This is a genomic window from Microbacterium sp. JZ70 (assembly GCF_053903225.1).
This window is the reverse complement of sequence record NZ_CP096405.1, coordinates 261,920-287,489: the sequence shown is the minus strand read 5'-3', so window position 1 is coordinate 287,489 and position 25,570 is coordinate 261,920. Positions and strand designations below refer to the sequence as shown.

Annotated in this window: 27 protein-coding genes and 1 pseudogene; 18 read left to right on the top strand and 10 right to left on the bottom strand. The window is 72.7% G+C overall.

Translation table 11 applies throughout. The annotated features are described in order from the left end of the window. The first annotated feature begins 27 nt into the window (after positions 1-27). From phnD to M1D46_RS01285, 6 genes are read left to right on the top strand one after another with little or no spacing between them, the layout of a single operon-like run. Positions 28-942 (top strand): phosphate/phosphite/phosphonate ABC transporter substrate-binding protein, encoded by a 915-nt coding sequence (gene phnD / locus M1D46_RS01310; protein ID WP_456286349.1) that lies wholly within the window; start codon positions 28-30, stop codon positions 940-942. Continuing rightward, positions 939-1,763 carry a phosphonate ABC transporter ATP-binding protein gene (locus tag M1D46_RS01305; protein ID WP_456286348.1) on the top strand — a complete coding sequence of 275 codons (825 nt, stop codon included), beginning with the start codon at positions 939-941 and terminating at the stop codon, positions 1,761-1,763. Before phnD ends, M1D46_RS01305 begins: the two co-directional genes overlap by 4 nt. Continuing rightward, positions 1,744-2,622: a phosphonate ABC transporter, permease protein PhnE gene (gene phnE / locus M1D46_RS01300; RefSeq protein ID WP_456286347.1), complete on the top strand. Its 879-nt coding sequence runs from the start codon at positions 1,744-1,746 to the stop codon at positions 2,620-2,622. The genes M1D46_RS01305 and phnE overlap by 20 nt, the downstream gene beginning before the upstream one ends. Next, the gene (locus tag M1D46_RS01295; RefSeq protein WP_324013556.1) at positions 2,619-3,383 is read left to right on the top strand and encodes a tyrosine-protein phosphatase; all 765 of its coding nucleotides are present in this window, start codon (positions 2,619-2,621) and stop codon (positions 3,381-3,383) included. The genes phnE and M1D46_RS01295 overlap by 4 nt, the downstream gene beginning before the upstream one ends. Next, positions 3,380-4,084, top strand: a complete 705-nt coding sequence (locus M1D46_RS01290) for a TetR/AcrR family transcriptional regulator (protein ID WP_456286346.1) — start codon at positions 3,380-3,382, stop codon at positions 4,082-4,084. Before M1D46_RS01295 ends, M1D46_RS01290 begins: the two co-directional genes overlap by 4 nt. Further along, entirely contained in the window at positions 4,081-4,806 is a 726-nt protein-coding gene (locus M1D46_RS01285; RefSeq protein ID WP_456286345.1) for a tyrosine-protein phosphatase, read from the top strand. Before M1D46_RS01290 ends, M1D46_RS01285 begins: the two co-directional genes overlap by 4 nt. Before the next feature lie 180 nt (positions 4,807-4,986). On the opposite strand, the gene M1D46_RS01280 is transcribed toward M1D46_RS01285, so the two are convergent. After that, positions 4,987-5,781 carry a membrane protein gene (locus tag M1D46_RS01280; protein WP_456286344.1) on the bottom strand — a complete coding sequence of 265 codons (795 nt, stop codon included), beginning with the start codon at positions 5,779-5,781 and terminating at the stop codon, positions 4,987-4,989. A gap of 341 nt (positions 5,782-6,122) precedes the next feature. On the opposite strand from M1D46_RS01280, the gene rpsF reads away from it, so the two are divergent. From rpsF to dnaB, 5 genes are all read left to right on the top strand, one after another. Further along, positions 6,123-6,485: a 30S ribosomal protein S6 gene (gene rpsF / locus M1D46_RS01275; RefSeq protein WP_271174091.1), complete on the top strand. Its 363-nt coding sequence runs from the start codon at positions 6,123-6,125 to the stop codon at positions 6,483-6,485. Between the two features lie 6 nt (positions 6,486-6,491). Further along, positions 6,492-7,052, top strand: coding sequence for a single-stranded DNA-binding protein (locus tag M1D46_RS01270; RefSeq protein WP_271174090.1), 561 nt, complete (start codon positions 6,492-6,494; stop codon positions 7,050-7,052). Between the two features lie 30 nt (positions 7,053-7,082). After that, positions 7,083-7,337 carry a 30S ribosomal protein S18 gene (gene rpsR, locus M1D46_RS01265; RefSeq protein ID WP_029146075.1) on the top strand — a complete coding sequence of 85 codons (255 nt, stop codon included), beginning with the start codon at positions 7,083-7,085 and terminating at the stop codon, positions 7,335-7,337. 9 nt (positions 7,338-7,346) lie between these two features. Next, positions 7,347-7,802, top strand: a complete 456-nt coding sequence (gene rplI, locus M1D46_RS01260) for a 50S ribosomal protein L9 (protein WP_271174089.1) — start codon at positions 7,347-7,349, stop codon at positions 7,800-7,802. A gap of 414 nt (positions 7,803-8,216) precedes the next feature. Beyond that, entirely contained in the window at positions 8,217-9,599 is a 1,383-nt protein-coding gene (dnaB, locus tag M1D46_RS01255) for a replicative DNA helicase (protein WP_271174088.1), read from the top strand. A gap of 21 nt (positions 9,600-9,620) precedes the next feature. Here dnaB and M1D46_RS01250 read toward each other — a convergent pair whose 3' ends face one another. The 4 genes from M1D46_RS01250 to M1D46_RS01235 form a co-directional block, all read right to left on the bottom strand. Continuing rightward, a complete protein-coding gene (locus M1D46_RS01250; protein ID WP_456286343.1) occupies positions 9,621-9,914 on the bottom strand; it encodes a hypothetical protein in 294 nt (97 codons plus the stop codon). A 73-nt stretch (positions 9,915-9,987) separates the two neighbouring features. After that, the gene (locus M1D46_RS01245) at positions 9,988-10,191 is read right to left on the bottom strand and encodes a hypothetical protein (RefSeq protein WP_271174087.1); all 204 of its coding nucleotides are present in this window, start codon (positions 10,189-10,191) and stop codon (positions 9,988-9,990) included. Between the two features lie 73 nt (positions 10,192-10,264). Next, complete coding sequence (locus M1D46_RS01240) at positions 10,265-11,149, bottom strand: J domain-containing protein (protein WP_456286342.1); 885 nt, start codon at positions 11,147-11,149, stop codon at positions 10,265-10,267. A 28-nt stretch (positions 11,150-11,177) separates the two neighbouring features. Beyond that, positions 11,178-11,702, bottom strand: a complete 525-nt coding sequence (locus M1D46_RS01235; protein WP_456284086.1) for a hypothetical protein — start codon at positions 11,700-11,702, stop codon at positions 11,178-11,180. A 106-nt stretch (positions 11,703-11,808) separates the two neighbouring features. Between M1D46_RS01235 and M1D46_RS01230 the strand changes: the two genes are divergently transcribed. Continuing rightward, complete coding sequence (locus tag M1D46_RS01230) at positions 11,809-12,702, top strand: hypothetical protein (RefSeq protein ID WP_456286341.1); 894 nt, start codon at positions 11,809-11,811, stop codon at positions 12,700-12,702. Here M1D46_RS01230 and M1D46_RS01225 read toward each other — a convergent pair. The 5 genes and pseudogenes from M1D46_RS01225 to M1D46_RS01205 form a co-directional block, all read right to left on the bottom strand. Further along, positions 12,597-14,357: a DUF222 domain-containing protein gene (locus M1D46_RS01225; protein WP_456286340.1), complete on the bottom strand. Its 1,761-nt coding sequence runs from the start codon at positions 14,355-14,357 to the stop codon at positions 12,597-12,599. The two genes, M1D46_RS01230 and M1D46_RS01225, sit on opposite strands and share 106 nt — an antisense overlap. 378 nt (positions 14,358-14,735) lie before the next feature. Beyond that, a pseudogene (locus tag M1D46_RS01220) lies at positions 14,736-15,062 on the bottom strand (substrate-binding domain-containing protein); the annotation flags it as partial. Positions 15,063-15,278: 216 nt separating this feature from the next. Then, positions 15,279-15,710, bottom strand: a complete 432-nt coding sequence (locus M1D46_RS01215; RefSeq protein ID WP_456286339.1) for an iron chaperone — start codon at positions 15,708-15,710, stop codon at positions 15,279-15,281. A gap of 99 nt (positions 15,711-15,809) precedes the next feature. Next, positions 15,810-16,469: a FadR/GntR family transcriptional regulator gene (locus M1D46_RS01210; RefSeq protein WP_456286338.1), complete on the bottom strand. Its 660-nt coding sequence runs from the start codon at positions 16,467-16,469 to the stop codon at positions 15,810-15,812. After that, on the bottom strand, positions 16,466-17,194 hold the full coding sequence (locus M1D46_RS01205) for an SDR family oxidoreductase (protein ID WP_456286337.1): 729 nt from the start codon (positions 17,192-17,194) through the stop codon (positions 16,466-16,468). Before M1D46_RS01205 ends, M1D46_RS01210 begins: the two co-directional genes overlap by 4 nt. A gap of 28 nt (positions 17,195-17,222) precedes the next feature. Here M1D46_RS01205 and M1D46_RS01200 point away from each other — a divergent pair, with 28 nt between their 5' ends. The 6 genes from M1D46_RS01200 to M1D46_RS01175 all read left to right on the top strand — a co-directional run bounded on the left by M1D46_RS01200 (position 17,223) and on the right by M1D46_RS01175 (position 25,531). After that, the gene (locus M1D46_RS01200) at positions 17,223-17,975 is read left to right on the top strand and encodes an SDR family NAD(P)-dependent oxidoreductase (RefSeq protein ID WP_456286336.1); all 753 of its coding nucleotides are present in this window, start codon (positions 17,223-17,225) and stop codon (positions 17,973-17,975) included. 68 nt (positions 17,976-18,043) lie between these two features. Continuing rightward, positions 18,044-19,252 carry a glycosyltransferase family protein gene (locus M1D46_RS01195; RefSeq protein WP_456286335.1) on the top strand — a complete coding sequence of 403 codons (1,209 nt, stop codon included), beginning with the start codon at positions 18,044-18,046 and terminating at the stop codon, positions 19,250-19,252. Continuing rightward, positions 19,242-20,465 (top strand): glycosyltransferase family 4 protein, encoded by a 1,224-nt coding sequence (locus tag M1D46_RS01190; protein ID WP_456286334.1) that lies wholly within the window; start codon positions 19,242-19,244, stop codon positions 20,463-20,465. Before M1D46_RS01195 ends, M1D46_RS01190 begins: the two co-directional genes overlap by 11 nt. Further along, entirely contained in the window at positions 20,465-21,658 is a 1,194-nt protein-coding gene (locus M1D46_RS01185; protein WP_456286333.1) for a glycosyltransferase family 4 protein, read from the top strand. Before M1D46_RS01190 ends, M1D46_RS01185 begins: the two co-directional genes overlap by 1 nt. Beyond that, entirely contained in the window at positions 21,655-23,433 is a 1,779-nt protein-coding gene (locus M1D46_RS01180) for an ABC transporter ATP-binding protein (RefSeq protein WP_456286332.1), read from the top strand. The genes M1D46_RS01185 and M1D46_RS01180 overlap by 4 nt, the downstream gene beginning before the upstream one ends. Further along, positions 23,426-25,531, top strand: coding sequence for a phosphotransferase (locus tag M1D46_RS01175; protein WP_456286331.1), 2,106 nt, complete (start codon positions 23,426-23,428; stop codon positions 25,529-25,531). The genes M1D46_RS01180 and M1D46_RS01175 overlap by 8 nt, the downstream gene beginning before the upstream one ends. Positions 25,532-25,570 lie beyond the last annotated feature (39 nt).

The window sequence follows — 25,570 nt, the reverse complement described above, 5'->3', positions numbered from 1 at the left end:
ATATCTCCTCCCGAAAGGACACCCGCCATGCGCGCCCGCGCCCTCCCCGCCCTCGGCCTCCTCGCCCTCGGAGCCGTCGTCCTCTCCGCGTGCTCGAGCTCGTCACCCGACGATGCCGCGGCCGCCGCGTCCGACGCGCCCATCACGTTCGCCACGACGCCCCTCGGCGACGACCCGACCGCCGAGAACCCCATCGAGGCGTTCGCCGGTCTCGTCGAGGAGGAGACCGGCCGCGCGGTCGAGATCGTCGACGTGCCCGACTACACGGCCGTCGTCGAGGCGATCCGCAACCACCACGTCGACATCGGGTTCATGAGCGGCTTCCCGTCGGCGCTCGCCGTCAACACGGGCGAGGTCGACGCGCTCGTCGCGTGGCCGGGCAGCGACGAGCCCGTGTCGACGTGCCTCGTGCTCGACGACTCGCCCCTCCAGTCGCTCGAGGACATCACGCCCGAGACGGTCGTCGCGTTCGCCGACCCCGCATCGAGCTCGGGGTACTTCATGCCCGTCGCGATGCTCGACGCCGCCGGCCTCGAGAAGGACGCCGACTACACGGCGATGTTCTCGGGCGGCCACGACATGAGCTTCATCGCCCTCAAGGAGGGCCAGGTCGACGTGGCGTGCACGTCGACGATCTTCCCCACGATGACGGGGACCGATATGTTCCCGTTCGCCGAGGGCGAGACGCGCTCGATCGGCGAGAGCGACTCGATGCCCGTCGCGGTGACCGTGCTCGCCGACCAGGGCATCGCCGACGACAAGCGGGAGCTCCTGCTCGAGGCGCTTCCGAAGGTCTTCGTCGAGGAGAACGCCGAGGCCCTCGGCGCGATGTTCGAGGCGATGCAGGGCACCGAGCCGATCCTCGAGCCCGAGGACGAGCTCTTCGAGCCGTTCGTGGATATCGCCGCGATCGCCGACGTCGACATCTCGGACCTCGGATGAGCCGCGCGGACACGGCCGTCGAGCCGACCACGGCCGAGCTGCGCCAGCGGCTGCCGCTCGTCTCGGTGCGCGGGCTGAAGGTCGCGTACGGAGACGGCCCGCTGGTTCTCGACGGCGTCGACCTCGACCTCTTCCCCGGAGAGATGGTCGCGCTGCTCGGCTCGTCGGGCTCGGGCAAGTCGACGCTCATGAAGAGCCTGACGGGCTTCACGCCCATCACGGATGGCGCGGTGCGCGTCGGCGGGTACGACATGGCGAACCTGCGCCGCGGGCAGCTGCGGCGGGTGCGCGCGTCCGTCGGCCAGGTGTTCCAGCAGTTCAACCTCGTCGGCCGGCTCAGCGTGCTCACGAACGTCCTGACCGGCGCGCTTCACGACGCCGGGCCGCTCAACCTCGTGGGCGGCTTCTCGAGCGCGCACCGGCGCCGCGCGCTCGAGCTGCTCGACCGCGTCGGCATCGCGCACAAGGCGCAGGACGAGGCGCGATCGCTCTCGGGCGGCCAGCAGCAGAGGGTCGCGATCGCGCGCGCCCTCATGCAGGCGCCTAAGGTCATCCTCGCCGACGAGCCGGTGGCATCCCTCGACCCGCGCATGTCGCACCAGGTGCTCGAGCTGCTGCACGAGATCGCCCGCGAGGACGGCATCCCGGTGCTCGTGAGCCTGCACGTCATGCCGCTCGCGCTCGCGCACTCCGACCGCATCGTCGGGCTCCGGCACGGCGAGATGCTCGTGTCGGCGCCGACCGCCCACCTCGACGCGACCGCGCTCGAGCCGATCTACGCGCACGACGAGGAGGAGCAGGATGTCGACGGCATCGCCTGAGCGCACGGCGCGGGCCTCGGGCTCCGCGAGGGCCGCCAGCGACCGCGCCCCGCGCAGCCCGCAGCTGGACCCGCGGGACCGGGAGCGGATGGAGCGGGCCTTCCGCGTGCCGCGCGCGCGGTTCCTGCTCGGGCTGCCCGTCGCGGCCCTCCTCCTCGTGTGGTCGTTCACGGGTGCGGGCTTCGACGTCGGCAAGCTCGGCGAGGGCGCCGTCAACATGGGCGCCTTCCTCTCTCGCCTCTTCCCGCCGACCTGGGACAAGTTCGGCACGATCGCGGAGCTCCTCGTGGAGACCCTGCAGATGGCGATCGTCGGGACCGTGCTCGGCGCCGTGCTGTCGCTCCTCGTCGCGTTCGGCGCCGCGTCGAACATCGCCCCGCGCTGGCTGTACTACCCCACGCGCTGGGTCATGAACGTCATCCGGTCGCTGCCCGACCTCGTGTTCGCGCTCATGTTCGTCTCGGCCGTCGGCCTCGGGCCCTTCGCCGGCATCCTCGCGATGACGATCGGCTCGATCGGGTCGATCGGCAAGGTGTTCGCGGAGGCCATGGAGTCGGTCGACCGCGGACCGGTCACCGCGATGCAGGCGGTCGGAGCCTCGCCGCGCCAGGTCGTGCAGTACGGCGTCCTGCCGCAGGCGGCCCCGCTCCTCGTCTCCTACACGCTGCTCCTGTTCGAGGGCAACGTCCGCGGCGCCACGATCCTCGGCATGGTCGGGGCGGGCGGCATCGGCCTCGAGCTCACCACCGCCATGAAGATGTACGACTACGGCCACCTCTCCGCGATCGTCATCTGCATCATCGTGCTCGTCACGGTCATCGACCAGGCGAGCGCCGTCATCCGAAGGAAGATCACATGACCGTCGTCGACGCCCCCGCCATCGCGCTCTCCGCGCCCGTCAACCTCCGCGACCTCGGCGGCATCCCCGTCGCGGGGGGAGCGGTGCGCGAGGGCTTCGCGATCCGCGCCGACGACCTCTCGATCGTCACCGAGGAAGACGCCGCCCGCCTCGTCGCCGCCGGCCTGCGGGCGGTGGTCGACCTGCGCTCCTCCGACGAGGTGGCGCTCACGGGCCGCGGGCCGTTCGGAGCGCTCGCCGACGTGAACTACCACCACGTGCCGTTCCTCGCGTCGATCGGCGACGGCATCGACGACATCGAGCTCGACCAGTCGTCGTTCGCGGGCATGTACGTGCGGATGTTCGAGGGCGCCGCCGCGCAGATCGTCACGGCGCTCGCGATCATCGCGCACACCCCCGGAACGGTCGCGTTCCACTGCGCCGCCGGGCAGGACCGCACGGGGGTGCTCGCGGCGGCGATCCTGCTGACGCTCGGCGCCGAGCCGGACGACATCGTCGCGGACTACGCCCGCACGGGCGAGAACACCGCAGCGATCATGCGGCGGATCGCGCCGGTCATGCAGCCGCTCATGGCGCGATACGGATTCGATCTCGATGACGCGGCCCGCGCGGCCGCTCGCGCCGAGTTCTCGCCGGCGCCCATGCGGGGCCTGCTCGGCGCGCTCGCGACGCGCCACGGGGATCCGCTCGCTCCGCTCCGCTCCGCCGGCCTCACCGACGCGCTCATCGGCCGCCTGCGCGAGCGCGCGCTCGCCGCATGAGCGCGACCGCAGCCTCCGTGCGGGCCGGCGCCGCGCCATCCGCTCGTCGTGTCGAGCGGAGCGGGATCGCGGAGGGCGGCGCGACGTCGGCTCGACGGCCCGGTCGCCCGCGTGCCGAGGGACACGACGCGCGGATCCTCGCCGCCGCGGTCGAGCTGCTCGAGCGCGGCGAGGAGGTGACCGTCAGCAGGGTCGTCGAGCTGAGCGGCGTCAGCCGCGCCGCGCTCTACCGGCGGTGGCCGAGCATGACCGATCTGCTCGCGGCGGCCCTCGACGTCGGGCGCGAGGCGCCGCGCATCCCGCTGGGTGACGACCTGCTCGCGGCGCTCCTCGCGGCGTACACGACCGGATCGGCGGGGCCGGGCTACACCGAGGAGCGCTTTCGGATGCGGCTGCGGCTCGCGATGACGGACCGCAAGCTCGCGCAGGCGTACTGGCGCTCGCACGTCGCGCGACGGCGCGGCGGCGTCGCCGCGCTGCTCGCCGAGGGCGTCCGCCGGGGCGAGCTGCGCGACGATCTCGACATCGACGCGTGCATCGACCTCATCAACGGCGTCTTCTACTATCAGTTCGTCGTGCGGGGTGTGAACTTCGACGATCCCGCCGCCGTCGCGCGCTGCGAGAACGCCGTCCGCGTAGCCTGGCGGGGGATGGCCGCAGACCCTCCGGCCGCCGACGCCGCCCACGAGGAGGACGAATGAGCATCCGCGAGATCCCCCGAGGCCTGGTGAACCTCCGCGACGTCGCATCGTCGACCGCGCGCGTGCGGCCGGGCGTGCTTCTGCGCAGCGACGCCCCGCACTCGGGCGACGACGCCCCCGAGGTGGGGGAGTGGCCGCCCGTCGTCGTCGTCGACCTCCGCGACGACGCCGAGAAGAGCGAGGACCATCCGCTGCTCGGCGTGTGCCGGGTGGTGGACCTGCCGCTCCTGGGCGGCCGCGCCACCATGGACGCCGACGAGGAGGAGGTCGCGGCGTTCCTGCGCGCGGGGCTCGGCGGGATGTACGCCTCGATGCTCGAGGGCGAGGCCGCGGCGCTGCTCGTGCGCGCGGTCGAGGAGATCGCGCGGGCGGATGGCCCCGTCCTCGTCCACTGCACGGCGGGGAAGGACCGGACGGGCGTCACGGTCGCGCTCGCTCTCGCCCTCGTCGGCGTGCCGGGCGATGAGATCGTCGCGGACTACGTCCGCACGGCCGAGAACATGCCGCACGTGCACGCCCGCGCACGGCGCACGGTCGCGGCGCGGACCGTCGGCGTGCAGCTCGCGCTCGACATCCCGAAGGAGATCCTGTCGGCGCCGGCGGCGGCGATGGAGGGGTTCCTCGACGACCTCGCCTCGCGAGGCGGCGCCGAGGCGTGGTTCCTCGCGGCGGGCGGCACTCCCGAGACCGTCGCCGCGCTGCGCCGCCGCCTCCGCGCGTAGCCGCCCGCGGACATCCGCCGGGATCGCCGTGGCGCTCGCGGTGCGCGCGCCGGAACGGCCGCTGCTCGCGGTGCGTGCGCCGGGTGTCTCGCTCGCATGCGGATGCCGCGGCCCGATCGTCCCCCGATGATCGAGCCGCGGCATCCGTGCCGACGCGAAGGAGCGCGCCGGCGGGTCCGCTCAGACGGCGGGCGGCTGCGGCGGCAGCTGCGTGCCCGGCTCGGGCGGAAGGGTCGTCGCCTCGCGACGGGTCGGCGGCGTGGTGCTCGGCGGGCCGGGCACCGACGTCGCGGCCGTCGTGTCGGCCCTGCCCAGCTCGCCCTCGACGGCGCCGAGCCACTTCTCCCAGCGCGAGCGCATCGGGGCGATGAGCCCGCCGCCGATGCCGACGATCGCGATGCCGACGATGGCGGCGAGCACGGCGACGAGGATGGGCATGGTCACCGTGACGGCGATGCCGATCTGGTTGAGCGCGGCGATGACGCCCATGGCGATGATCGAGATGACGACGATCTTCGTGAGGATCGACCCGAAGCGGAACCTCGCGAGCGCGGGTCGCATGAGGTCGCCGACGAAGTTCGCGATCGCGGCGACGACGATGACGATCACGACCGCGACGAGCACGCGAGGCAGCCAGCTGATGATCTCGGTGACGATCCCGGACACGGGGTTGTCAGGGCCGAACGCGCCCAGCGCGAGCAGCAGCGCGATGAGGAGCACGAAGTAGTACACGAGCTTGACGACGAGCGTCAGCGGGTCGATGCCCGTCGGCGCGAGCAGCTTCGTGATGCCGGCCTTGTCGAGCAGCCGCTGGAATCCGATCCTCTTGAAGAGGTACTCGAGCGCCTTGGCGATGCTCTTCGCGATGAGCCATCCGATCAGCAGGATGACGAGGAAAACGATGAGCTGCAGGATGAAGCTCCCGACACCGGCGAGCATGTCGCCGATCCCTGCGGTGATTCCGGACCAGTCCATGGTCTGTACCTCCCCCTTCGTCGGCCCGAGCGAGACGATCCCGGACGGGCGTTCTGCCTCCGGTCTAGCGACGGGGCGCGCGCGGCGTCAACGGATGCCGTGGCATCCAGCGGTGTATCGAGCTCCTTCCCCGGGGCGAAGAGGCGGGAGTTCGCGGGAGGAAGTGCCCGGGGAGCGCGTCGGCGCAGGAAGGGGGCTTGGGTCTTCGCCCTCGGATCGGGTACGCTATGAAGGTTGTGCGACGGCAGCCCTGTCTGCGATCACGTCCGCACAACGTGCAACACACCCTCCTGGTGCCGGGAAATGCCCGGCATCCGTTCAAGTCCGAAGGAGGTGGGTAAGTGACGCACCAGTACGAACTCATGGTGATCATCCAGCCTGAGGTCGACGAGCGCCAGGTCCCCGCACACCTCGACAAGTTCCTGTCGGTCATCACCGAGCGCGGTGGATCGATCGAGAACGTCGACATCTGGGGCAAGCGCCGTCTGGCATACGAGATCCAGAAGAAGAACGAGGGCATCTACGCCGTCGTCAACTTCACCGCGACGAGCGAGGCGACGGTCGAGCTCGACCGCCAGCTCAAGCTCAACGAGCTGATCATGCGCACCAAGGTGCTGCGCGCCGAGGAGGCCATCGCCCTGGTGGCTGCCGAGGCGAAGCGCGCCGAGGAGAAGGCGGCTCGCAAGACGGCGGCGAAGGCCTAACGCACCATGGCTGGCGAAACCGTCATCACCGTCGTGGGGAACCTCACGGCTGACCCCGAGCTGCGCTACACGCAGAACGGCCTGCCCGTGGCGAACTTCACGATCGCCTCGACGCCGCGCAACTTCGATCGCGCGTCCGGCGAGTGGAAGGACGGCGAAGCCCTGTTCCTCCGTGCCAGCGTGTGGCGCGAGTTCGCCGAGCACGTCGCCGGATCGCTGACGAAGGGCATGCGCGTCATCGCGCAGGGCCGTCTGCGTCAGCGCTCCTACGAGACGAAGGAGGGCGAACGCCGCACCTCCATCGAGCTCGAGGTCGACGAGATCGGCCCCTCGCTGCGCTACGCGACGGCACAGGTGACCCGCGCCGCATCGAGCGGCGGCGGCAACTACGGCGGCGGGAACAACGCCGTCGGCGGGAACTACGGCGGCGGCAGCGCTGGCGGCGGCTACGGCCAGCAGCAGCGCCCGCAGCAGCAGGTCTCGGAGGAGCCCTGGGCGACACCCGGCCAGTCCGGCGCCGATGCATGGAGCACCCCGGGGTCGTTCTCGGACGACACCCCGTTCTGATTCAGAACTCACACTTTCAAAGGACCCAACATGGCTGGAAAGTCGAGCGGCGACCGCCGCAAGCCGCGGAAGGGCGCGAAGAACGCCGCTCCCGCGAAGTCGATCCGGGTCGGCGTCATTGACTACAAGGACGTCGCGACCCTTCGCAAGTTCATCTCGGAGCGCGGCAAGATCCGCGCCCGTCGTATCACCGGTGTCTCGGTGCAGGAGCAGCGTCTGATCGCCCGTGCGATCAAGAACGCGCGCGAGATGGCGCTCCTGCCCTACGCAGGCGCTGGCCGCTAAGGAGCACCCATGTCGAAGCTGATTCTCACGAACGAGGTCGACGGCCTGGGCAGCGCCGGAGACGTGGTCGAGGTCAAGGACGGCTACGCCCGTAACTACCTCATCCCCCAGGGCTTCGCGGTGGCGTGGAGCCGCGGTGGCGAGAAGCAGGTCGCGGACATCCGCGCGGCCCGCGAGGCTCGTGCCATCGCGACGCACGACGACGCCGTCGCCCTGAAGAACACCCTCGAGAACGCCCGCGTGCGCCTGTCGGTCAAGGCCGGCGCCGAGGGCCGTCTGTTCGGCTCGGTCAAGCCGGCCGACATCGCGAACGCGGTGGCGGAGGCCGGTCTCGGCCAGCTCGACAAGCGCACCATCACGGTGCCGTCGCCCATCAAGGCCGTCGGCGACCACGAGGCGCTCGTGCGTCTGCACGACGAGGTGACCGCGGTCATCTCGCTGCAGGTCGTCGCGCTCAAGAAGTAAGTTCTCGCGAACGCCGGAAGCGGCGCGGAGCCATCGGCTCCGCGCCGCTTCGTCGTGTTCGCGACGGGTCTCCTGGCCGTCATATCGGACTCTCGGAGGCGCGGTTGTACACAGTGCGAACGGCCTACCACAAACCTTCAAGTGCTCCTTTAATCACACATCCATCCACAGGGTGTGCGAAACAGGATGGCCAGGTCAGGCGGCGTTTCGGTGGAGAGATCTCCCGGGCGAGTCTTTTCTCTCCACAGGGCGATTCCACACCCTCCACGGCGTTTTGCGCAGGCCCTCCACAGAGTTATCCACAGGCCGCGTTGAAGGTGCGGGTGGCTGCCCATAGCCTCGTCGGGGCGGTGTCGGTGGTCGCTGGTGTCATGAAGCAGATCACCCCCGCGGGGGAACGGAAGAGGAGGGCGCGTGTCGATCGCTGAAATCGGGGAGGACCGTCTCGGGGGGCCTCGGGAACGCGACAGGACCCCGCCGCACGACGTCATCGCGGAGCAGAGCACGCTGGGCGGCATGCTCCTGTCGAAGGACGCGGTGGCCGATGTCATCGAGACCCTGCGCGGCCCCGACTTCTACGTGCCGAAGCACGAGGTGATCTTCGAGGCCATCCTCTCGCTCTACTCGCACGGCGAGCCGACCGACGTCGTCGCGGTGACCGACGAGCTCATCAAGACGGGCGACCTCCAGCGCGCGGGCGGGGCCGACTACCTGCACTCGCTGACGTCGATCGTGCCGACGGCGGCGAACGCGGGCTACTACGCGGGCATCGTGTCGGAGCGCGCCCTGCTGCGCCGACTCGTCGACGCGGGCACGAAGATCGCGCAGATGGGCTATCAGGGTCAGGGCGAGGCCGTGGAGCTCGTCAATGCGGCCCAGGCCGAGATCTACAACGTCACGGGCACCGAGCAGACCGAGGACTACGTGCCGCTCACGGTCGCGGTCGACGCGGCCGTCGACGAGATCGAGGCCGCACGAGGTCGCGACGGCCAGATGACCGGCATCCCGACCGGGTTCAGCGAGCTCGATCAGCTCACGAACGGCCTCCACGGCGGGCAGATGATCATCATCGCGGCGCGACCGGCGATGGGAAAGTCGACCCTCGCCCTCGACTTCGCGCGCGCGGCGGCGATCAAGAACGACATGCCGACGATCTTCTTCTCGCTCGAGATGGGGCGCAGCGAGATCGCGATGCGCCTGCTCAGCGCGGAAGGCGCCATCCCTCTGCAGTCGATGCGAAAGGGCACGCTCGACTCGCGCGACTGGACGACCGTCGCCGCGACGCGCGGACGCATCAACGACGCGCCGCTGTACATCGACGACAGCCCGAACATGACGCTCGTCGAGATCCGCGCGAAGTGCCGGCGGCTCAAGCAGCGGGCCGGGCTCAAGATGGTCATCATCGACTACCTCCAGCTCATGACGAGCGGCAAGAAGGTCGAGTCGCGTCAGCAGGAGGTGTCGGAGTTCTCACGTGCGCTCAAGCTGCTCGCGAAGGAGATCCAGGTGCCGGTCATCGCGCTGTCGCAGCTGAACCGAGGGCCCGAGCAGCGCCAGGACAAGCGGCCTCAGGTGAGCGACCTGCGCGAGTCGGGTTCGATCGAGCAGGACGCCGACATGGTCATGCTGCTGCACCGCCCGTCGGTGTACGACAAGAACGACAACCCGGGCGGCGCCGAGATCATCGTCGCGAAGCACCGCAACGGCCCGACCGCCAACATCGAGGTCGCGTTCCAGGGCCACTACTCGCGCTTCGCCGACATGGCGCCGGTGAGCGAGTTCGGCGGGGGCGACTGAGGCGACGCCTCCGGTCCGAGGTCAGCCCCGCTCGGCCGAGGGCCTGACGTCGTCCTCGGTCAGGTCAGGCAGGCCCGCCTCTCTGCGGCGGCGGATGATGTACGCCACTCGCGGCTCGGGGTTCTCGCTGCGGGAGCGGATGTTGCGGAACGTGTTCAGCCACCGCTGGTTCCACGTCCGTCCGTCGGACAGGACGTGTCCGCGCGCCTCCATGGCGATCATGCGGTCATAGTCCTCGAATGCGCCCTCGCGCTCCGCGTCCGTGTCCGCGATGCGGACGCGGCCGGCGTCATCCACCGTGATGTCGATCCCCATCCACCGCTTCGCCGCCCGGATCCGTCGCCGCGCCTCCCGCGAATCAGCGGCCGACCGCTCCTCGTCGGTCATGTCAGGTGCCGGCGTCCGGCCGCCATCCGGAGGGGATGCTGTCGGGCGTCTGGCCCGCGCTCAGACGGTCGATGTGGTACTCGGCCCATGAGACGATCATCCGCTCCGGCGTCGCGTGGTACAGCTCCGCGAGGGCGTCCAGCGCCCGCGCGCGGTCGACGTCGAGCTCGATGAGGAGCCTCCGCGAACGCGATCCGCCGGACACAGCGCCATCCTACTGAGCGCGCGACGGCCCATCCGTGCTCGAGCATGCGCGGGCGAGGCGCCGCGGTCCGAGGTCAGACGAACCGGATGGCGCTCTCGAGGCGCGTGCGGACGTCGAACAGCACGTTGCCCCCGACGATCTGCGCGCCGGGGATGCCGGCGCGGAGGACCGCACGCAGCGCGCTGCGGCGGACGGCGGCGACAGGCAGTCCCTTCACGGAGCCGAGCACGACGACCGGGTCGGCGAGGTCGTCGTCGGGGAGGACGAACACGGCGCCGCCGAAGCGGACGCGCGCGGCGCGCGAGACCGAGCGGATGCGCGCGAGCAGGTCGGCGACGGGGGTCGCCTCACCGATGACCTCGCCGCCGCGGAACGCGACCGGGCGGCCGAAGTCTTCGCTCGTCAGGCCGTAGAGGCCGGTCGGGCTGAGGACGACATGGTCGAGCTTGTCGTCCGCGTCCGCCGTCGTCGCGACGTCGTGCCAGGCCGTGAAGCCCATGCCGAGCTCATCGATCATCGCCGCGGTGTCCTCCTCGGCGAGGGCGTCGGCGAGCATCCGCCGCAGCTCCCGCGGCGCCGACCGGACGAAGGCGGGCGCGTACGGGTCGGCGACCTCTCCGGCCCACTCAGCCGCCATCGCGAGGTAGCGCCTGCGCCGCCAGGCTCCCGCGGCTCCGTGCGAGCGTGTCCGGGGTCGCGTGTCCCGTCGGCCCGTTGTGCGTCGCCCCGCCCACTGCAGCTGCGCGCCGTCATCGCGGTCGTACGCGGCGCGAGCCTCGGGTGTGCCGACGAGCTCCCACGCGCGCTGCACCTGGATGAACGCGGCGGCGTCGCCGCCCGTATCGGGATGGGTGCGCCGCAGCTGCAGGCGATACGCCCGGCGGAGCTCCTCGTCGTCGGCCGAGCGGAGAACGCCGAGCACCTCGTACGGCGACGCGGAGAGCGGGCTGTTGAACATCGCCGCCCAGGCTATCCCGGGGCGGCGGTCAGCGCCGCAGGGCCGCCGGGCGCGGCAAGCCGAGATCCTCGATGAGGTCGCCGAGTGCGCGGTCGAGCTCGGCTCCGCCCTGCGTCACCTTGTTGATCTCGAAGGAGCGCAGGCGCGCGCTCGGCACATCGAAGGTCAGGATGGTGCCGGGCTGCGCGGTCGTGTGCGCCTCGACGCGCACGTGGGCGGAGAGGATCGCGCCGGGATCGAGGCGGTGCAGTCGCGCGGCGATGCCGTGGTGCGCGATCGTCCAGACGACGCTCCGCGTCGTGCTTCCCGCGTGCTGCAGGAGATCGCTCGGGCGAGAGGTCGCAAGACGCACGAAGCCGCTCGGCGACTCCCACTGCAGGCCGCGGATGAATGCGGCCCAATCGCCGGAGAGCTGCGCACGGGCATCCGCCTCGGACAGGGAAGGCACCGCGGCCTCGAACGCGTCGACGAGCGCATCGAACTGCGCGTTCGCGGCGAGTCGAACTCGGCGGGCCGTGTACTCGAAGACCGTCTCGTCGACCTCGTAGCTCATGTGACCATCCTCTCGCCGCGTGCACAGGGTCTCGTCCGCCCGCGCGTCGTCCTCGGACCGTCCCTCGGCGCGGTGACCGGGTCGTTCGCCGCTTCACGATGAGGGGATGAGCGCGCTCAGCACCTCCGGGTTCCTGCCCGACCGACCTCCCCTCCATCTTCCGTACGTCGGCGAGGAGGAGCGCGACGTCGTGCTCGAGGAGATCACTGATCTGTTCGACGATCTTCCGACCCTCTGTCTCACGGTGGCGCAGAAGCACATCCGAGAGGATCAGCTCGACGTGCCGACGAATGAGCGCGTCTTCGCGGCTCTCGTGGCGCTCGTCGAGACGATGCTCGATGAGGATGGCCCCGAGATCAGCCCGGAGCAGCACGGGCAGCTGCTGTTTCTCACTCTCGTTCCGGGCGTCACGTTCGCGGTTGCTCTGCAGGTCGCCTTCGGCGTGGCGATGGCGGACGCGAACGTTCCGCGCTTCGCCGAGCTGACGGCGTGCCTCGAGCGGGTCGGACTCGACGCTGACGGCGACGTCGTCCTGCCCCAGCCGCCGCCGACGTTCGCGCCACTCGCAAGGGTGCTTCGCGGTGAGGCTCGGCGCGCCATCGACATCGCGCGCGTGCCGCGGCATCCAGGTGCTGCGCCTGACCGCAGCATTGGCGCCGGCTCTGTTCGATGTGCCGATCTTCTGCGTGCTCGCCTGGTTGCACTGGGCGCGCGGGCAGCGACCGCTCGCGATGGCGTACCTGGCCGCGGCCCAGACGGTCGATCCGGGCAGCCGAATGGTGACGCGACTGTCGGAGCTCTTCATGGTGCGTCTGCCTCTGTGGCTCTGCGAGTAGATGGCCGCGCGGTCGAGCAGCGGTCATGGTACGCGGTTCACTGCGGATCCCGCGGTTGTCAGCATCTGAGGTGTTGGGTGAGTTTGGCGTGGAGTCGGGTTCGGGAGGTGGGTGCTGGTCGGTGGCGGTGGTGTCGGTCGATCCAGTTGGGGGCGGCGATGTAGGGCACGCCGTGGTGCATGTGGATGTTCCAGCCGGAGGTGTCGAGGTGGTGGTGGTGCCACCAGCAGAGCAGGACGCCGTTGTCGGTTTCGGTGGGTCCGCCTCGGGCGTGGTCTTGGACGTGGTGGATCTCGCACCAGGCGGCGGGGATGGTGCAGCCGGGGATGATGCAGCCTCCGTCGCGCGCGACGATCGCTTTGCGCTGGGTGGGGGTGAAGCAGCGTTGGATGCTGCGCAGCTCGAGGATGCGTCCTTCGGGGCTGAAGACGGCGCGGAGGATGTCTCCGGTGCATCCGATCCGGCGGGCCACGGTCGCCGGGACGGGCGCGTCGACCCCGTCGAGGTGCGCGATGCCGCGCCGCGGGCGGGCGAACGCGGAACCCGGGCCGTGGGCCGCGGTGTCATGCACGCCGTCGCGGTCGCCGCTGGGGTCTGTGTCTGTGGTGGTGAGGTCGTCGGCGGTGATGTGGATCATGACGGTGGGGGCGGCGCCGCCGAGGGTGGGGGTCTCTGCGGCGCGTGAGGCGGCCTGGATCATCGCGAAGAACGCGTCGTGGCGCTTCTGCCCGGGGGTGCGGGGGTCGTGGATGATCTCGTCCGGTCCCCACGGGTCCGTGTCGTTGCGGGTCTCGGTGTCGATCCCGTCGAAGAACCCGCCATCGCCATCCGCGTCCGCGCCATCGCTCGCCGCTGCGCCTGCCGCGCAGTCTCCTGCGGCCGCGTCCGCACCGTCCGCACCGTTGTCGGCCTCGGCCGCACCGTGGGCGCCGTTGTCGGCGTCGGCCGCGCCGCTTTCGTCGTCGCGGTCTGTGGTGGGGGTGAAGGTGACGTGGCGGGCGGGGTTGGTGTGGGCGGAGAGGAGGTTCTGCAGGAGGGCGCCGGCTTCGGGGACGAGGGTGCCGTTGACGCGGAAGGCCCCGTCGGGCAGGGGGGTGAGGGTGAGGGTGCGGTTGCGGATGGGGCGTTCGGGGTCGGGCGGGAGCCCGTCCGCGGTGAGGACGTCCACCCACGCGTCCGCGTGGGCTTTCACGACGCTCCACGGCACGGCCGCGGCCGTGCCGTCCGGGTAGGCGGAGGTCATCTGCGCCGGGGGTGCGGCCTCGTCCAGGTCGGTCGCGATCGCGCCGGTGGCGATCCCGACGAGGTGACGCTCCATGACCTCGAGCTTGTCGGCCTCGGAGGCGGGCGCGCCGCGGCGGGCGGTGGCGACGGCCTTCACGATCAGCGCCGCCGGCTCGACCCCGAGCAGGCCCGCTTCCACCGCCGCGGCCACCGCCGGGTGCGCCGGCGGGACGGGGAGCCCGGTGGGGCCTTCCCGGTCCCGGGTGGCCTCATCCAGCCGCACCCGCGCGGACACCGCCGGCCCGGGGATCCCGGTGAGCCGCTCGAGCAGCTCCCGCCCGTCCCGACAGCCCAGCTCTCCCGCGAGGGGCCGTTCCAGGCCCCGCCGGGACCGCCACGCGACCTCCCCCGCCGCCCGCACCCGCAGCGCGTCCACGACCCGCCCCAGCTGCTCCAGCTGCGCGGTGAATCCCGCGAGATCGCCCGACGTCACCTCCCCCACCCGTGTGAACAGCCCGTCCAGCAGCCCGACCGCGGCGCACACCGCGCCGGCCGGATCATCCTGCCCCTCATCGGGCGCCCACGGGAAGGCCATACCCCATGATAGAACACAACTACGACCAGGTGCAAGACATTTCTCGAAGATTCTTCGAAGATTTCTTGCTCTCCGGGCCCTGTTGTGCCAGTGACTCCGTGGGAGAACCTTACCGTGAAGCACCGACATTGATCCGTGTAGGTAAGTGAAAAGCTTACCTATGGCCGCCGAGAGCGAGACATGCTCCGTTCGCGCGTGTCCTGCGTGCGCGCGGCCGTCTCGAGGCGGCGGCTCCCGGGATCGGCTTGCGGCGTTTCGTTTGCGCTCGCTGGCGCTCGCTCCGCTCAACGACCGAGAAGGGAACCTCGCTCCGCTCAACGACCGAGGGGGGTGAATCCCGACCCGCTCGCTCCGCTTAACGGCCGAGACAGTGAACCCTCACACCACGTCGCGCGCCGTGGACGCGCGGCGGCGGTAGGTCGACTGGAGCGCCCTCGGCGCTTCCTGCGGGCGCCCGGAGATGATGTCGTGCAGCATCTCGACGAGCGCGTTGCCGATCTCGCGGTGCGGATGCTCGAGGGCCGAGATCGCGGGGCGTCCGAACCGCGTCTGCGCCGAGTCGGATGCCGCGACGACCATCGTGTCGGCGGGAATCCGCAGGCCGGCTTCCAGCGATCCGGCCGCCGCACCGGCCGCATGTCGGCCGGTGAGCGCGACGATTGCGTCGACGGGACCCTCCTTGAGGATGGCCGGCACGAGCGCCCTCGCGCGAGCGGCCTGCTCGTCGTCTTCGGCGGCAACCCGACCGGTGTCGCGGTGTACTGCATCTTCACGTGCCTCGTGCTCGGGGTCTGCACGCTACTCCTCTGCGAGGGCGCGCACCGCAGCGTCGAGGAGCTCGAGGACACGGCGGCCCCGCGCGAAGCCCAGCCCGCGTGAGCGGAGGGAGGGCGGGCACGCCGCCCTCCCTCGCCACGGATGTCAGCTCGTCGCGCGGCGCACGAGCTCGGCGACCCGCTGCTCGACCTCCGGCGTCCAGGCGCGCACCGCGAACGCGGTCGCCCACATGTCGCCGTCGTCGAGAGCGGCACGGTCCTCGAAGCCGATCGTGGCGTACCGCGCCTTGAACTTCGCCGCCGGCTGCAGGAAGACGACGATCTTGCCCTCGGCGTTCGCGAAGCCCGGCATTCCGTAGTAGGTCTTCGGCACGAGGTGAGGCGCGACGTCGGACACCACGCGGAAGAAGCCCTCCGCGAGCGCCCTGTCGTCGTCCTCGAGCTTCGCGATGGCGTCGCGCACGGCCTTCTCGCCCGCCGCGCGGCTCTTGCCCGCCTTCTCCTGCTCGCGCAGCTCCTTCGCGCGCTGCTTGACGGCGTCGCGCTCCTCCTTGCTGAGGCCATCCGATGCGGTCATCCCTGCTCTCCTCTCGGTCGGGTTCGTCCCTGATGAACCCAGGCTAGGGATGGCCTCGGCCCGCGGCTTCTCGATTCCTGACCGATGCGCGGAGGGCGATCACGGGCCGTCGGCCGCCGCGATCGCGTGCGCCGCGGCCGCCGCGCGCTCGCCATCCCTGGCCGTGATCGCCTCGGCGAGCTCGAGATGGCGGCGGGCCGCCTCGAGCGAGATGTGCGCGGCGTCGGGCGCGCGCGGGGGAAGCGACTCGGCGAGGAGGCCGCCGAGCGCCCGGAAGAGGCTGTTGCCGGATGCCGCGAGCACGGCCGTGTGGAGGGCGCGGTCCTCGGCGACGAACGCCTCGCGGTCGGCTCCTGCCGCCGCCGACCAGAGGGCGCCGGCCCGCGCGGCGATCTCGGCGCGGTCCGACGCCGAGGCCGCCGAGGCGGCCGCGCGCGCGGCGGCTGGCTCGATGAGAGCGCGCAGCGCGGTGAGCTCGGCGGTCACGGCATCGCGAGCCGGCCCGGCGAGACGCCACCGCATGACCTCCGGCGCGAGCCGCTGCCACCGCTCCGGGTCGGCGACCTCGAAGCCGATCCGGCGCCGAGGGGCGACGAGCCCGAGCGTCGCGAGCGCGCTCATCGCCTCGCGCGCCGCCGGCCGCGAGACGCCCGTGCGCTCCTGCACGGCCTCGAGGGTGAGCGCGGTTCCGGGCGCGAGCCGCCCGGCGCAGATGTCCGCGCCGAGGGCGTCGACGACGCCCGCGACGAGCGAGGTCATCGCGCGACCGTGCCGAGCGGGCTGATCACGAGCTCGTCGATCCGCACGTGCGGCGGGCTGTCGAGGATGAACCGGATGGCCCGCGCCACGTCGGCGGGCGACAGCATGACCTCGAGGGCAGCTCCGCGCGGCGGATTCGGCCGCTGGTGCAGGAACTCCGTGTCGATGTCGCCCGGGCACACGATCGACGCGCGCACCCCGTGCGCGGCCTCCTGCTCGTTGAGCGAGTCCGAGAGCGCGCGGAGGCCGCGCTTGCTCGCGCGATACGCCACGCCTGCCCCCGGGGAGGTCTTCCAGGCCGCGATCGACGAGACGATCACGACCGTGCCCGACGCCGCCCGCAGGGCAGGCAGGGCCGCGTCGATCATCCGGGCGGGCGCCGTGAGGTTCGTCGCGACGATGGCCTCGAACTCGTCCATGCGCTGATCGGCCCACGCGCGGCGGGGCGCGTTGAGGCCCGCCGACAGCACGAGGTCGTCGACCGGCCCGATCTCGTCGAGCAGGGCGCGCGGGTCATCCGCCGTGACGTCGAAGGCGCGCGCCGTCACCGCGGCGCCGGCTGCGCGTGCGGCGTCCGCGGCCTCCGCGAGGCGGTCGGCACGGCGGCCGAGCAGCACGAGGTCGTGCGTCGACGCGAGCGCCTCCGCGACGGCGCGTCCGGTGCCTGAACCGGCACCCGTGACGAGCACGCGGCGCTTTGAAGTATGATCTGAACTCGTCACCATGCAATGAAGTATGACATGAGGAGATCGGATGTCCGAGAGCAGGACCGTCATCGTGACCGGCGCGGGCCGCGGCATCGGCGCCGTCATCGCCCAGCGCCTCGCCCGCGAGGGCGACACGGTGTTCGCCGTCGACCGCGATGTCGCCGAGGTCGGCGAGGGCATCACCGGCATCGCGTGCGACATCACCTCGGACGCAGACGTGGCCGCCGCCGTCGAGCGCGTGCTCGCGGCGACCGCGCGCATCGACGTCCTCGTCAACAACGCGGGCATCAACCTCACCGGCCCGCTCCAGACCGCCGATCTCGACGCCGTCCGCGCCTGCTTCGACGTGAACGTCGTGGGCCTCCTCCGGATGTGCCAGGCGGTGATCCCGACGATGAAGCGCGCAGGCGCCGGGCGCATCGTGAACGCCGCGTCCTTCGCGGCCATCGTGCCGGCGATCGGCGGCGGCGCCTACGCCGCGACCAAGTCGGCCGTCGTCCAGCTCACCCGCGTGCTCGCCGGCGAGCTCGGCCCGTGGGACATCACCGTCAACGCCTATGCGCCGGGCATGGTCCCGACCGCGATGAACGGCTTCGCGGACATGCCCGCCGCGCAGCAGGACGAGCTGCTCGACACGCTCACCCTCCGCCGCTGGGGGACGGCCGACGAGGTGGCCGACGTCGTCGCATTCCTCGCGAGCCCGGCGGCGCGCTACGTCACGGGCACGCTCATCGACGTGAGCGGCGGCAAGCTCGCCACCCAGATCCCCGCTCGCGCGCACCGCGCCGCGGAGGCCTGACGGGCGTCTAAGACTCTCCTCACGTTCCCATCACAGGCGCCTCATGGCGCAGCGCCATCGTGGAGTCCGTGAGAGACGAGACGAGACGCCGCACCCCGATCCGCGACACGACGGATGGCCAGGGCCGCCTGCGCGTCGCGCTCTATTCGCACGACGCACAGGGCCTGGGTCACATCCGCCGCAACCTCGCCATCGCGCATGCGCTGAGCGGGATGGACGAGGCGCCCGACCTCCTGCTCCTCACGAGCGCTCCCGACGCCGCGCACGCGGGACGGCCATCCGGATGCGACATCGTGTCGCTGCCCGCGCTCGCCAAGGACGGCGCGGGGAGGTACGGCGCGCGGCACCTCTCGGTCGACCCGGCGCAGCTCTCCGAGATGCGGACCGCCGTGCTGCACGCCGCCCTCGCCTCGTTCCGCCCCGACGTGCTCATCGTCGACAAGCACCCGCGCGGCTTCCGCGGCGAGCTCGAGCCCGCCCTCGACGCCGTCCGCGCGCACGGCGCGCGCGTCGTCCTCGGCATCCGCGACGTGCTCGACGACGCGCACACCGCGGCGCGCGAGTGGCGCGAGGCCGAGGGGGCAGTGGCGCTCGCGGCCTGGTACGACGAGGTGTGGGTCTACGGCGACCGCGACGTGCACGACCCCCTCGCCGGGCTCGAGACCCCCGCGCGCGTGCGGTACACGGGCTACCTCGCGCATGGGCGCCCGGCGCCGCGGATGCGCACGCGCGCCGACGAGCCGTTCGTGCTCGCGATGGTCGGCGCGGGGCAGGATGGCGCGCACGTCGCGCACGCCTTCGCCCGCTCGCGCCTGCCGGAGGGACATCGCGGTGTCGTCATCGCCGGCCCGCACATGCCCGACCCGGCGGTGCACGCGCTGCGCGCGATCGCGGCCGAGCGCGACGATCTGCGCGTGGTGCGCTCCGCGCCGGACGCCGCGGGCCTCATCGCGCGCGCCGCCGCCGTCGTCGGGATGGGCGGCTACAACACGGTGTGCGAGGCGCTGGCCGCGAGAGCGCCGCTGCTCGTCGTGCCGCGCGTCGAGCCGCGCCTCGAGCAGCTCGTGCGCGCCGAGGCGCTCGCGCGGCGCGGCGCCCTCGACGTCGTGCTCCCGGACGACCTCTCGCCCGACGCGATCTCCGCGTGGACCGCGCGCGCCATCCGCCGCGCGCCGCGACCGGCGCCGCCCATCGACCTCGACGGCCTCAGCCGTCTGCCCCGCCTGTTCGCCGACCTCGTCGGCACGCGCACCGAGGAGAGCCGCCATGTCGCATGAGCGCACCGCCGAGCGGATCGGCTACGTCGTGAAGATGTACCCGCGTTTCTCGGAGACCTTCATCGTGTCGGAGATCATCGCGCGAGAGGAGCGCGGCGCCGACCTGCGCATCTTCTCCCTGCGCCCCACGGTCGACGTCCGCTTCCACGACACCCTCGCGCGCGTCGCGGCGCCGGTCGAGCAGATCCCCCGGCCGACGCGCGTGTCCGAGCTGTGGGAGCTCCTGGGCGAGGCGCACGGCGTGCTGCCGCGCGTGCCGCACGTGCTCGAGGAGCTGCTCGCGGCCGACGTCGCGGACGCGGCCCAGGCCATCCGGCTCGCGATCGCGGTCGAGCGCGAGGGCATCACGGCGCTGCACGCGCACTTCGCGAGCCTCGCGACGACCGTCGCACGCCTGGCCTCCCTCCTCACCGGGGTGCCGTACTCGTTCACGGCGCATGCGAAGGACCTCTTCCACGAGAGCGTCGATCCGCAGGACGTCGATCGGAAGATCGCCGACGCGTCGCATGTCGTGACCGTGTCGGACTTCAACCTGCGGCACCTGCGCGAGCGCTACCCCGCGGCGGCTCGCACGTCCATCCACCGCGTCTACAACGGCCTCGACCTCGACCGCTTCCCGTACGCGCCGGGCCGACCCGCCTCGCCCTCGATCGTCGCCGTGGGGCGGCTCGTCGAGAAGAAGGGCTTCGCCGACCTCATCGCCGCCGTGCACCTTCTCCGCGAGGGCGGGCGCGCCGTGCCGTGCCGCATCGTCGGGGCCGGCGAGCGCGAGGGAGAGCTGCGCGCGCTCGTCGGCGCGCTCGGCCTCGACGACCTCGTCACGTTCACGGGCCCGCTGCCGCAGGGCGAGGTGCGGGCCGAGGTCGCGCGCGCGAGCGTGTTCGCGGCGCCGTGCGTCGTCGGGTCGGACGGCAACGCCGACGGCCTGCCGACCGTGCTCCTCGAGGCGATGGCCCTCGGCACGCCCTGCATCTCGACCGACGTCACGGGCATCACGGAGGCGGTGCGACACGGCGAGACCGGCCTCGTCGTGCCGCAGCACGCTCCCGCGGCGCTCGCGGCGGCGATCGCGCGCGTCCTCGACGCCCCCGCGCTCGCCGAGACCCTCGCACGGCGGGCCAGGGCGCTCGTCGAGAGCACGTTCGACGTGCGGCGCCAGGCGCGCGAGCTCGACGAGATCGCCCGCGCCCGCTCGCTGCAGGAGGTGGCCTGATGCGCATCGCCTACGTCTGCGGCGACCCCGGCATCCCCGTGTTCGGCGCGAAGGGCGCGTCCGTCCACGTGCAGGAGGTGCTGCGCGTGCTCCTCGCCGCCGGCCACGAGGTCGACCTCCACTGCCGACGGGCGGGCGGCGAGCCTCGCGGCGCCCTCGCCCGCGCGCACGACGACGGACGCCTCCGCGTGCACCCTGCTCCCGTCGCGGGGGAATCGGACGTGCGCCAGCGCGAGCGGATGCTCATGGCCGCGGAGGAGGGCACCCGTCGCGCTCTCCTCGCCGCGCACGCCGATCGGCCGTTCGACCTCGTGTACGAGCGGTACGCGCTCTTCGCGATCGCGGGCACGTCGTTCGCGCGCGAGGCCGCCATCCCCTCGATCCTGGAGGTCAACGCGCCCCTTCCGATCGAGCAGGCGCGGCACCGCTCCCTCGTGCACGCCGACACCGCCGACGCGGTCGCGCGCGCCGTGATCTCCGATGCCTCGCTCGTCACGTGCGTCTCGGAGCCGGTCGCGGCGTGGGCGCGCACGCAGGCGCCCGCCGCCCGGATCGTCGTCGAGCCCAACGGCGTCGACGCCGACCGCTTCGCGACCGCTCCGCGACCCGCTGGCCGGCCGTTCACGGTCGGCTTCGTCGGCACTCTCAAGCCGTGGCACGGCACGGAGCATCTCGTCGACGCCTTCGCCCTGCTCACGCGGAGGCGCCCGGATGCGCACCTCGTGATCGTCGGCGACGGGCCGGAGCGCGCCGCCCTCGAGCGGCGGGCGGTCGAGCGCGGCATCGCCGACCGCACGGTGTTCACGGGGGCCGTCGATCCCGCCGACGTGCCCGAGCAGCTCGCCGCCCTCGACGCTGCCGTCGCGCCGTACCCCGCGCACGGAGACCCGTACTTCTCTCCGCTCAAGGTGCTCGAGTACCTCGCCTCGGGCGCGGTCGTGGTCGCATCGCGGGTCGGCCAGCTCCCCGAGCTCGTCGCGGATGGCCGCACGGGCCTGCTCGTGCCGCCCTCCGATCCCGAGGCGCTCGCGGCGGCCCTCGACCGCCTCGCCGCCGACCCGGGGCTGCGCCGCGCTCTCGCCGACGCCGCGCGAGACGACGTGGCGCAGACCCGGACGTGGCGGCACGTCGTGCGCCGGACCCTCGGCGCGGCCGGCCTCCCTCTCGACCCGGACGAGGAGGCGGCGGCGTGAGCCGTCGGCGCGGCGACGCCGAGGCGGGGCGCGGGCGGCGCCTCGGCCGCTTCCTCCGGCCGTACCTCCGCCCGCAGGCCGGGCTCGTCGCGGGCGGGTTCGTCGCCATGCTCGCGGAGGTGGCCTTCCGGCTGCTCGAGCCGTGGCCGCTCAAGGTCGTGATCGACGCCGTGATCGCGCCGGGTGCGGCGCAGGAGCCGGGCATCTTCACCCTGCTCCTCGTGTGCGCACTCGCCGTCGTCGCGGCGGCCGGCCTGCGCGCGCTCGCGTCGTACCTCATGACGGTGTGCTTCGCCCTCGCCGGCACGCGGGCCATGAACGCCGTGCGCGCAGACGTCTTCGCGCATGCGCTGCGCCTGCCCCTGCGCTTCCACACCGGAACCCGCTCGGGCGACCTCATCAACCGGCTCGTCTCCGACATCGGCAAGCTCCGCGATGTCGCCGTCACCGCCGCGATGCCGCTCGTGGGCAACGTCGTCACGCTCGTCGCGATGCTCGCGGTCATGCTCGTCCTCGACTGGCGCCTGGGTCTCGTCGTCGCCGCCGCCCTCCCCGTCTTCCTCCTGCACTCGCGCCGCGCGTCGCGCCGGATCACCGACGCCGCGCGCGTGCAGCGGCGCCGCGAGGGCGAGATCGCGGGCACGGCGGGAGAGTCGTTCGGAGCCATCAAGGTCGTGCAGGCCTACACGCTCGAGGGCACGCTCGAGCGCGACTTCGCGCGGTCGAACGAGCGGGAGCTCTCCGAGGGCGTCCGCGCGACCCGGCTGTCGGCCGGGCTCGAGCGCGCGACCGATCTGCTCGTGGGCGTCGCGACCGCCGCCGTCCTGCTCGTCGGCGGCTGGAGCGTGCTCGAGGGCCACCTCACCCCGGGTGAGCTCGTCGTGTTCGTGCAGTACCTCAAGGGCGCGTTCAAGCCCATGCGCGACCTCGCGAAGTACACCGGCCGCATCGCGAAGGCAGCGGCCTCGGGCGAGCGCATCCTCGACCTCGTCGGGACGCGCAGCGACCTGGCCGACCTGCCCGGTGCCCACCGCATGGGAAGCGTGGCGGGTGCGGTGACCTTCCACCGCGTGTCCGCCTCGTACGGCGACGGCGAGCCGGCCCTGCACGAGGTCGACCTCGACATCGCCGCCGGCGAGCGGGTCGCGATCGTCGGGCACTCGGGGTCGGGCAAGTCGACCCTCGCGTCGCTGCTGCTGCGCCTCCAGGACCCCGTCCGCGGGTCGGTCATGATCGACGGCCGCGACCTGCGCGCCTACACGCTCGCCTCCCTGCGCAGCGGCATCGCGATTGTCCTGCAGGAGTCGGTGCTGTTCACGGGCTCGATCCGCGAGAACATCCGGATGGGCCGCCCCGACGCGACCGATGCGCAGGTCGAGCGGGCCGCTCGCGCGGCGGGCGTCGACGAGTTCGCGGCGCGGATGCCCGAGGGCCTCGACACGCTCGTCGGCGAGCGCGGCGACACCCTCTCGGGCGGCCAGCGCCAGCGCATCGCGATCGCGCGAGCCGTGCTCCGCGACGCGCGCATCGTCATCCTCGACGAGGCCGCGACAGGGCTGGACGCCGCGAGCGGCGCGGCCGTGCGGGCCGCGCTCGATCGGCTGAGCGAGGGGCGGACGACGCTCGTCATCACGCACGCGCTCGAGGACGCCCTCGCGTGCGATCGCATCGTCGTGCTCGAGCGCGGCAGGATCGTCGAGCAGGGGCGTCCGGACGAGCTGCTGGCCCGCGCGGGGTCGCGGCTGGCGATCCTCAACGAGGCCGCCCGTGCGTGACCCGATCCCGCACCTCGCGCCCGCCGATGCGGCGCTCGCCGCGCGCGAGACCGCGCTGCCGGGGCTTCCCCTCGTGCTCGATGCGGCCACGCTGCACCGCGCTCTCGAGGCCGCGGGGGTCCCCGTTCAGCGCGTCGAGACCACGTACCTGCGCTTCAAGCCGGGCACCTCGGCGGTCGCGGGCGTGCGCATCGAGACCCCGAGCCGGTCGATCCGGGCGCAGGCGGTCGCGTATCCCGTCGGCGTCCACCGGAAGCTCGAGCGGATGGCCGCGCACGCGGGCGACGGCCTCCTCCTGCTCGATGCCGAGCGGGGGATCGCGGTGGTCGACGCGGCCGCCGACCGCGCGCTCCCGGGCATCCGCGTCGCGCTTGAGCGGCACCCGGACGCGGAGGTGCTCGTCTACAAGCCCGGCCGTCGCTGGGTCGCGCGCTGCGCAGGCTGCCGCGTCATCGTCAAGGTGCACGCGCCCGATCGCGCGGCGTCGGCCATCCGGGCGCAGCATCGTGTCGAGATGTTCGTGCCGACCGCCGCGCTCGTCCGCGCCGACGCGGTCGTCGGGCTCGTCGAGACCCACCTGCTCGCCGGAACGCCGCTGCCGGAGATCGCGGATCCGGAGGCGGAGCGTCGCGTGGGCGGAATGCTCGCGCGGCTGCACACGGCACCGGCCCGAGAGGGCATGGCGGCGGATGGCGCGCGTCCGCCGGGGATCGAGCGCGCTCTCGCGCGCGCACTCGACGCCGCGGCGTCGGGGGTCGCGCCCGTGCTGCCCGCCCTCGAGGATCGCGCGCTCCGCGCGGCCGCCGCCATCCGCTCGCTGCTCGAGGAGCGGCGCGTCCGCACCCTCGTGCACGGCGACTGCTCGATCGACCAGGTCATCGTGGGCCCCGACGGCCGCCCGTGGCTGATCGACCTCGATCGGGCGGGGGAGGGCGACCCGCTGTCCGACCTGGGCTCGTGGGCCGCCGATGCGATCGCCCGGGGCGAGAGCGCGTGCCGCGCGGGCACCGCGCTCGTCGCGGGGTATCGGGAAGCGGGCGGCGCTGTCGACGAGGCGGCCCTGCTCGCCCACACGGCCGCCGGTCTGCTGCGGCGCGCCGTGGAGCCGTTCCGGGCGAGGATCGCCGACTGGGACGCGGAGGTCGCGCACCTCGTCGCCGAGAGCGAGCGCCTCGTCGGGCTCGCGGCGCTCCGTGCGGACGCGGCGCTTCCCGGGGCCGCGGCGGTCGAACCGTTCGCGTCGGCGCGCGTCATCGCGCATCGGCCGGGGCGGCGCGCCGTCCTCCGCCGAGCGGACGGCGACTTCGTGAAGCTCGTCCGGCCTGCACGGTTCGCCGAGGTGGCGGAGCGCGCCGAGCGCGTCTCGGGCCTGCGCACGCTCCGGTCGCCCCAGGTGGTCGCGCGCGACGACGCGGCCGGTGTCCTCCGCCTCGCGAGCGTCGGCGAGCGGACCCTCCTCGACGCCGGGGCCGACCCGTCCGTCTCCGACGACGCGCTCGTCGCCGTGTGGACGCGCGTCGGTGCGGGGCTCGCCGAGCTGCATGCGCTCGACCCCGCGGGGCTCCCGCGCCACGGCGTCGCGGACGAGATGCGCGCCATCCGCCGTGCCCTGGCGTCCGTCGGCGGCGCGCTCGATGGGGACGATGTCGCCGACGCGCTCGCCGCGGTCGAGGCGGCGCTCGCGGCGGATCCGCCGGAACGCGTCGACGGCGTCCTCCATCGCGACCTCCACGACAAGCAGCTGCTCGTGCCATCCGGCTCGTTCACCGCGCGGGACGTCGCGGCGGGGCGCACGCGCGTCGGCCTCATCGACGTCGACACCCTCGCGATCGGCGAACGCGCGCTCGATGTGGCGAACCTGCTCGTGCACCTGGAGCTGCGGGTGCTGCAGGGGCTGCTGCCGACCACGCGGGCCGACGCTGCCGGCCAGGCCTTCCGCCGCGGCGTCGGCGACGGCCCGCTCTGGGCACGCGTGCCGGCGTACTCCGCTGCGGCGCGGCTGCGGCTCGCCGGTGTCTACGCACAGCGCGACGGATGGCACGATGTCGCGCGCGCCCTTCTGCGGCGAGTCGGGAGCCCCGTCACGGCAGGGCGGTGAGGCCGAGGCTGCGGGGGTTCGCCGCGAAGTGCGGCGAAC

Excerpts from the sequence above, each read along its gene's own strand:
- phnD (WP_456286349.1), top strand. The coding sequence starts at position 28 with ATGCGCGCCCGCGCCCTCCCCGCCCTCGGCCTCCTCGCCCTCGGAGCC.
- M1D46_RS01305 (WP_456286348.1), top strand. The coding sequence starts at position 939 with ATGAGCCGCGCGGACACGGCCGTCGAGCCGACCACGGCCGAGCTGCGC.
- phnE (WP_456286347.1), top strand. The coding sequence starts at position 1,744 with ATGTCGACGGCATCGCCTGAGCGCACGGCGCGGGCCTCGGGCTCCGCG.
- M1D46_RS01295 (WP_324013556.1), top strand. The coding sequence starts at position 2,619 with ATGACCGTCGTCGACGCCCCCGCCATCGCGCTCTCCGCGCCCGTCAAC.
- M1D46_RS01290 (WP_456286346.1), top strand. The coding sequence starts at position 3,380 with ATGAGCGCGACCGCAGCCTCCGTGCGGGCCGGCGCCGCGCCATCCGCT.
- M1D46_RS01285 (WP_456286345.1), top strand. The coding sequence starts at position 4,081 with ATGAGCATCCGCGAGATCCCCCGAGGCCTGGTGAACCTCCGCGACGTC.
- M1D46_RS01280 (WP_456286344.1), bottom strand. The coding sequence starts at position 5,781 with ATGGACTGGTCCGGAATCACCGCAGGGATCGGCGACATGCTCGCCGGT.
- M1D46_RS01270 (WP_271174090.1), top strand. The coding sequence starts at position 6,492 with ATGGCTGGCGAAACCGTCATCACCGTCGTGGGGAACCTCACGGCTGAC.
- rpsR (WP_029146075.1), top strand. The coding sequence starts at position 7,083 with ATGGCTGGAAAGTCGAGCGGCGACCGCCGCAAGCCGCGGAAGGGCGCG.
- rplI (WP_271174089.1), top strand. The coding sequence starts at position 7,347 with ATGTCGAAGCTGATTCTCACGAACGAGGTCGACGGCCTGGGCAGCGCC.
- M1D46_RS01250 (WP_456286343.1), bottom strand. The coding sequence starts at position 9,914 with ATGGGGATCGACATCACGGTGGATGACGCCGGCCGCGTCCGCATCGCG.
- M1D46_RS01240 (WP_456286342.1), bottom strand. The coding sequence starts at position 11,149 with ATGTTCAACAGCCCGCTCTCCGCGTCGCCGTACGAGGTGCTCGGCGTT.
- M1D46_RS01235 (WP_456284086.1), bottom strand. The coding sequence starts at position 11,702 with ATGAGCTACGAGGTCGACGAGACGGTCTTCGAGTACACGGCCCGCCGA.
- M1D46_RS01230 (WP_456286341.1), top strand. The coding sequence starts at position 11,809 with ATGAGCGCGCTCAGCACCTCCGGGTTCCTGCCCGACCGACCTCCCCTC.
- M1D46_RS01225 (WP_456286340.1), bottom strand. The coding sequence starts at position 14,357 with ATGGCCTTCCCGTGGGCGCCCGATGAGGGGCAGGATGATCCGGCCGGC.
- M1D46_RS01215 (WP_456286339.1), bottom strand. The coding sequence starts at position 15,710 with ATGACCGCATCGGATGGCCTCAGCAAGGAGGAGCGCGACGCCGTCAAG.
- M1D46_RS01210 (WP_456286338.1), bottom strand. The coding sequence starts at position 16,469 with ATGACCTCGCTCGTCGCGGGCGTCGTCGACGCCCTCGGCGCGGACATC.
- M1D46_RS01205 (WP_456286337.1), bottom strand. The coding sequence starts at position 17,194 with ATGGTGACGAGTTCAGATCATACTTCAAAGCGCCGCGTGCTCGTCACG.
- M1D46_RS01200 (WP_456286336.1), top strand. The coding sequence starts at position 17,223 with ATGTCCGAGAGCAGGACCGTCATCGTGACCGGCGCGGGCCGCGGCATC.
- M1D46_RS01190 (WP_456286334.1), top strand. The coding sequence starts at position 19,242 with ATGTCGCATGAGCGCACCGCCGAGCGGATCGGCTACGTCGTGAAGATG.
- M1D46_RS01185 (WP_456286333.1), top strand. The coding sequence starts at position 20,465 with ATGCGCATCGCCTACGTCTGCGGCGACCCCGGCATCCCCGTGTTCGGC.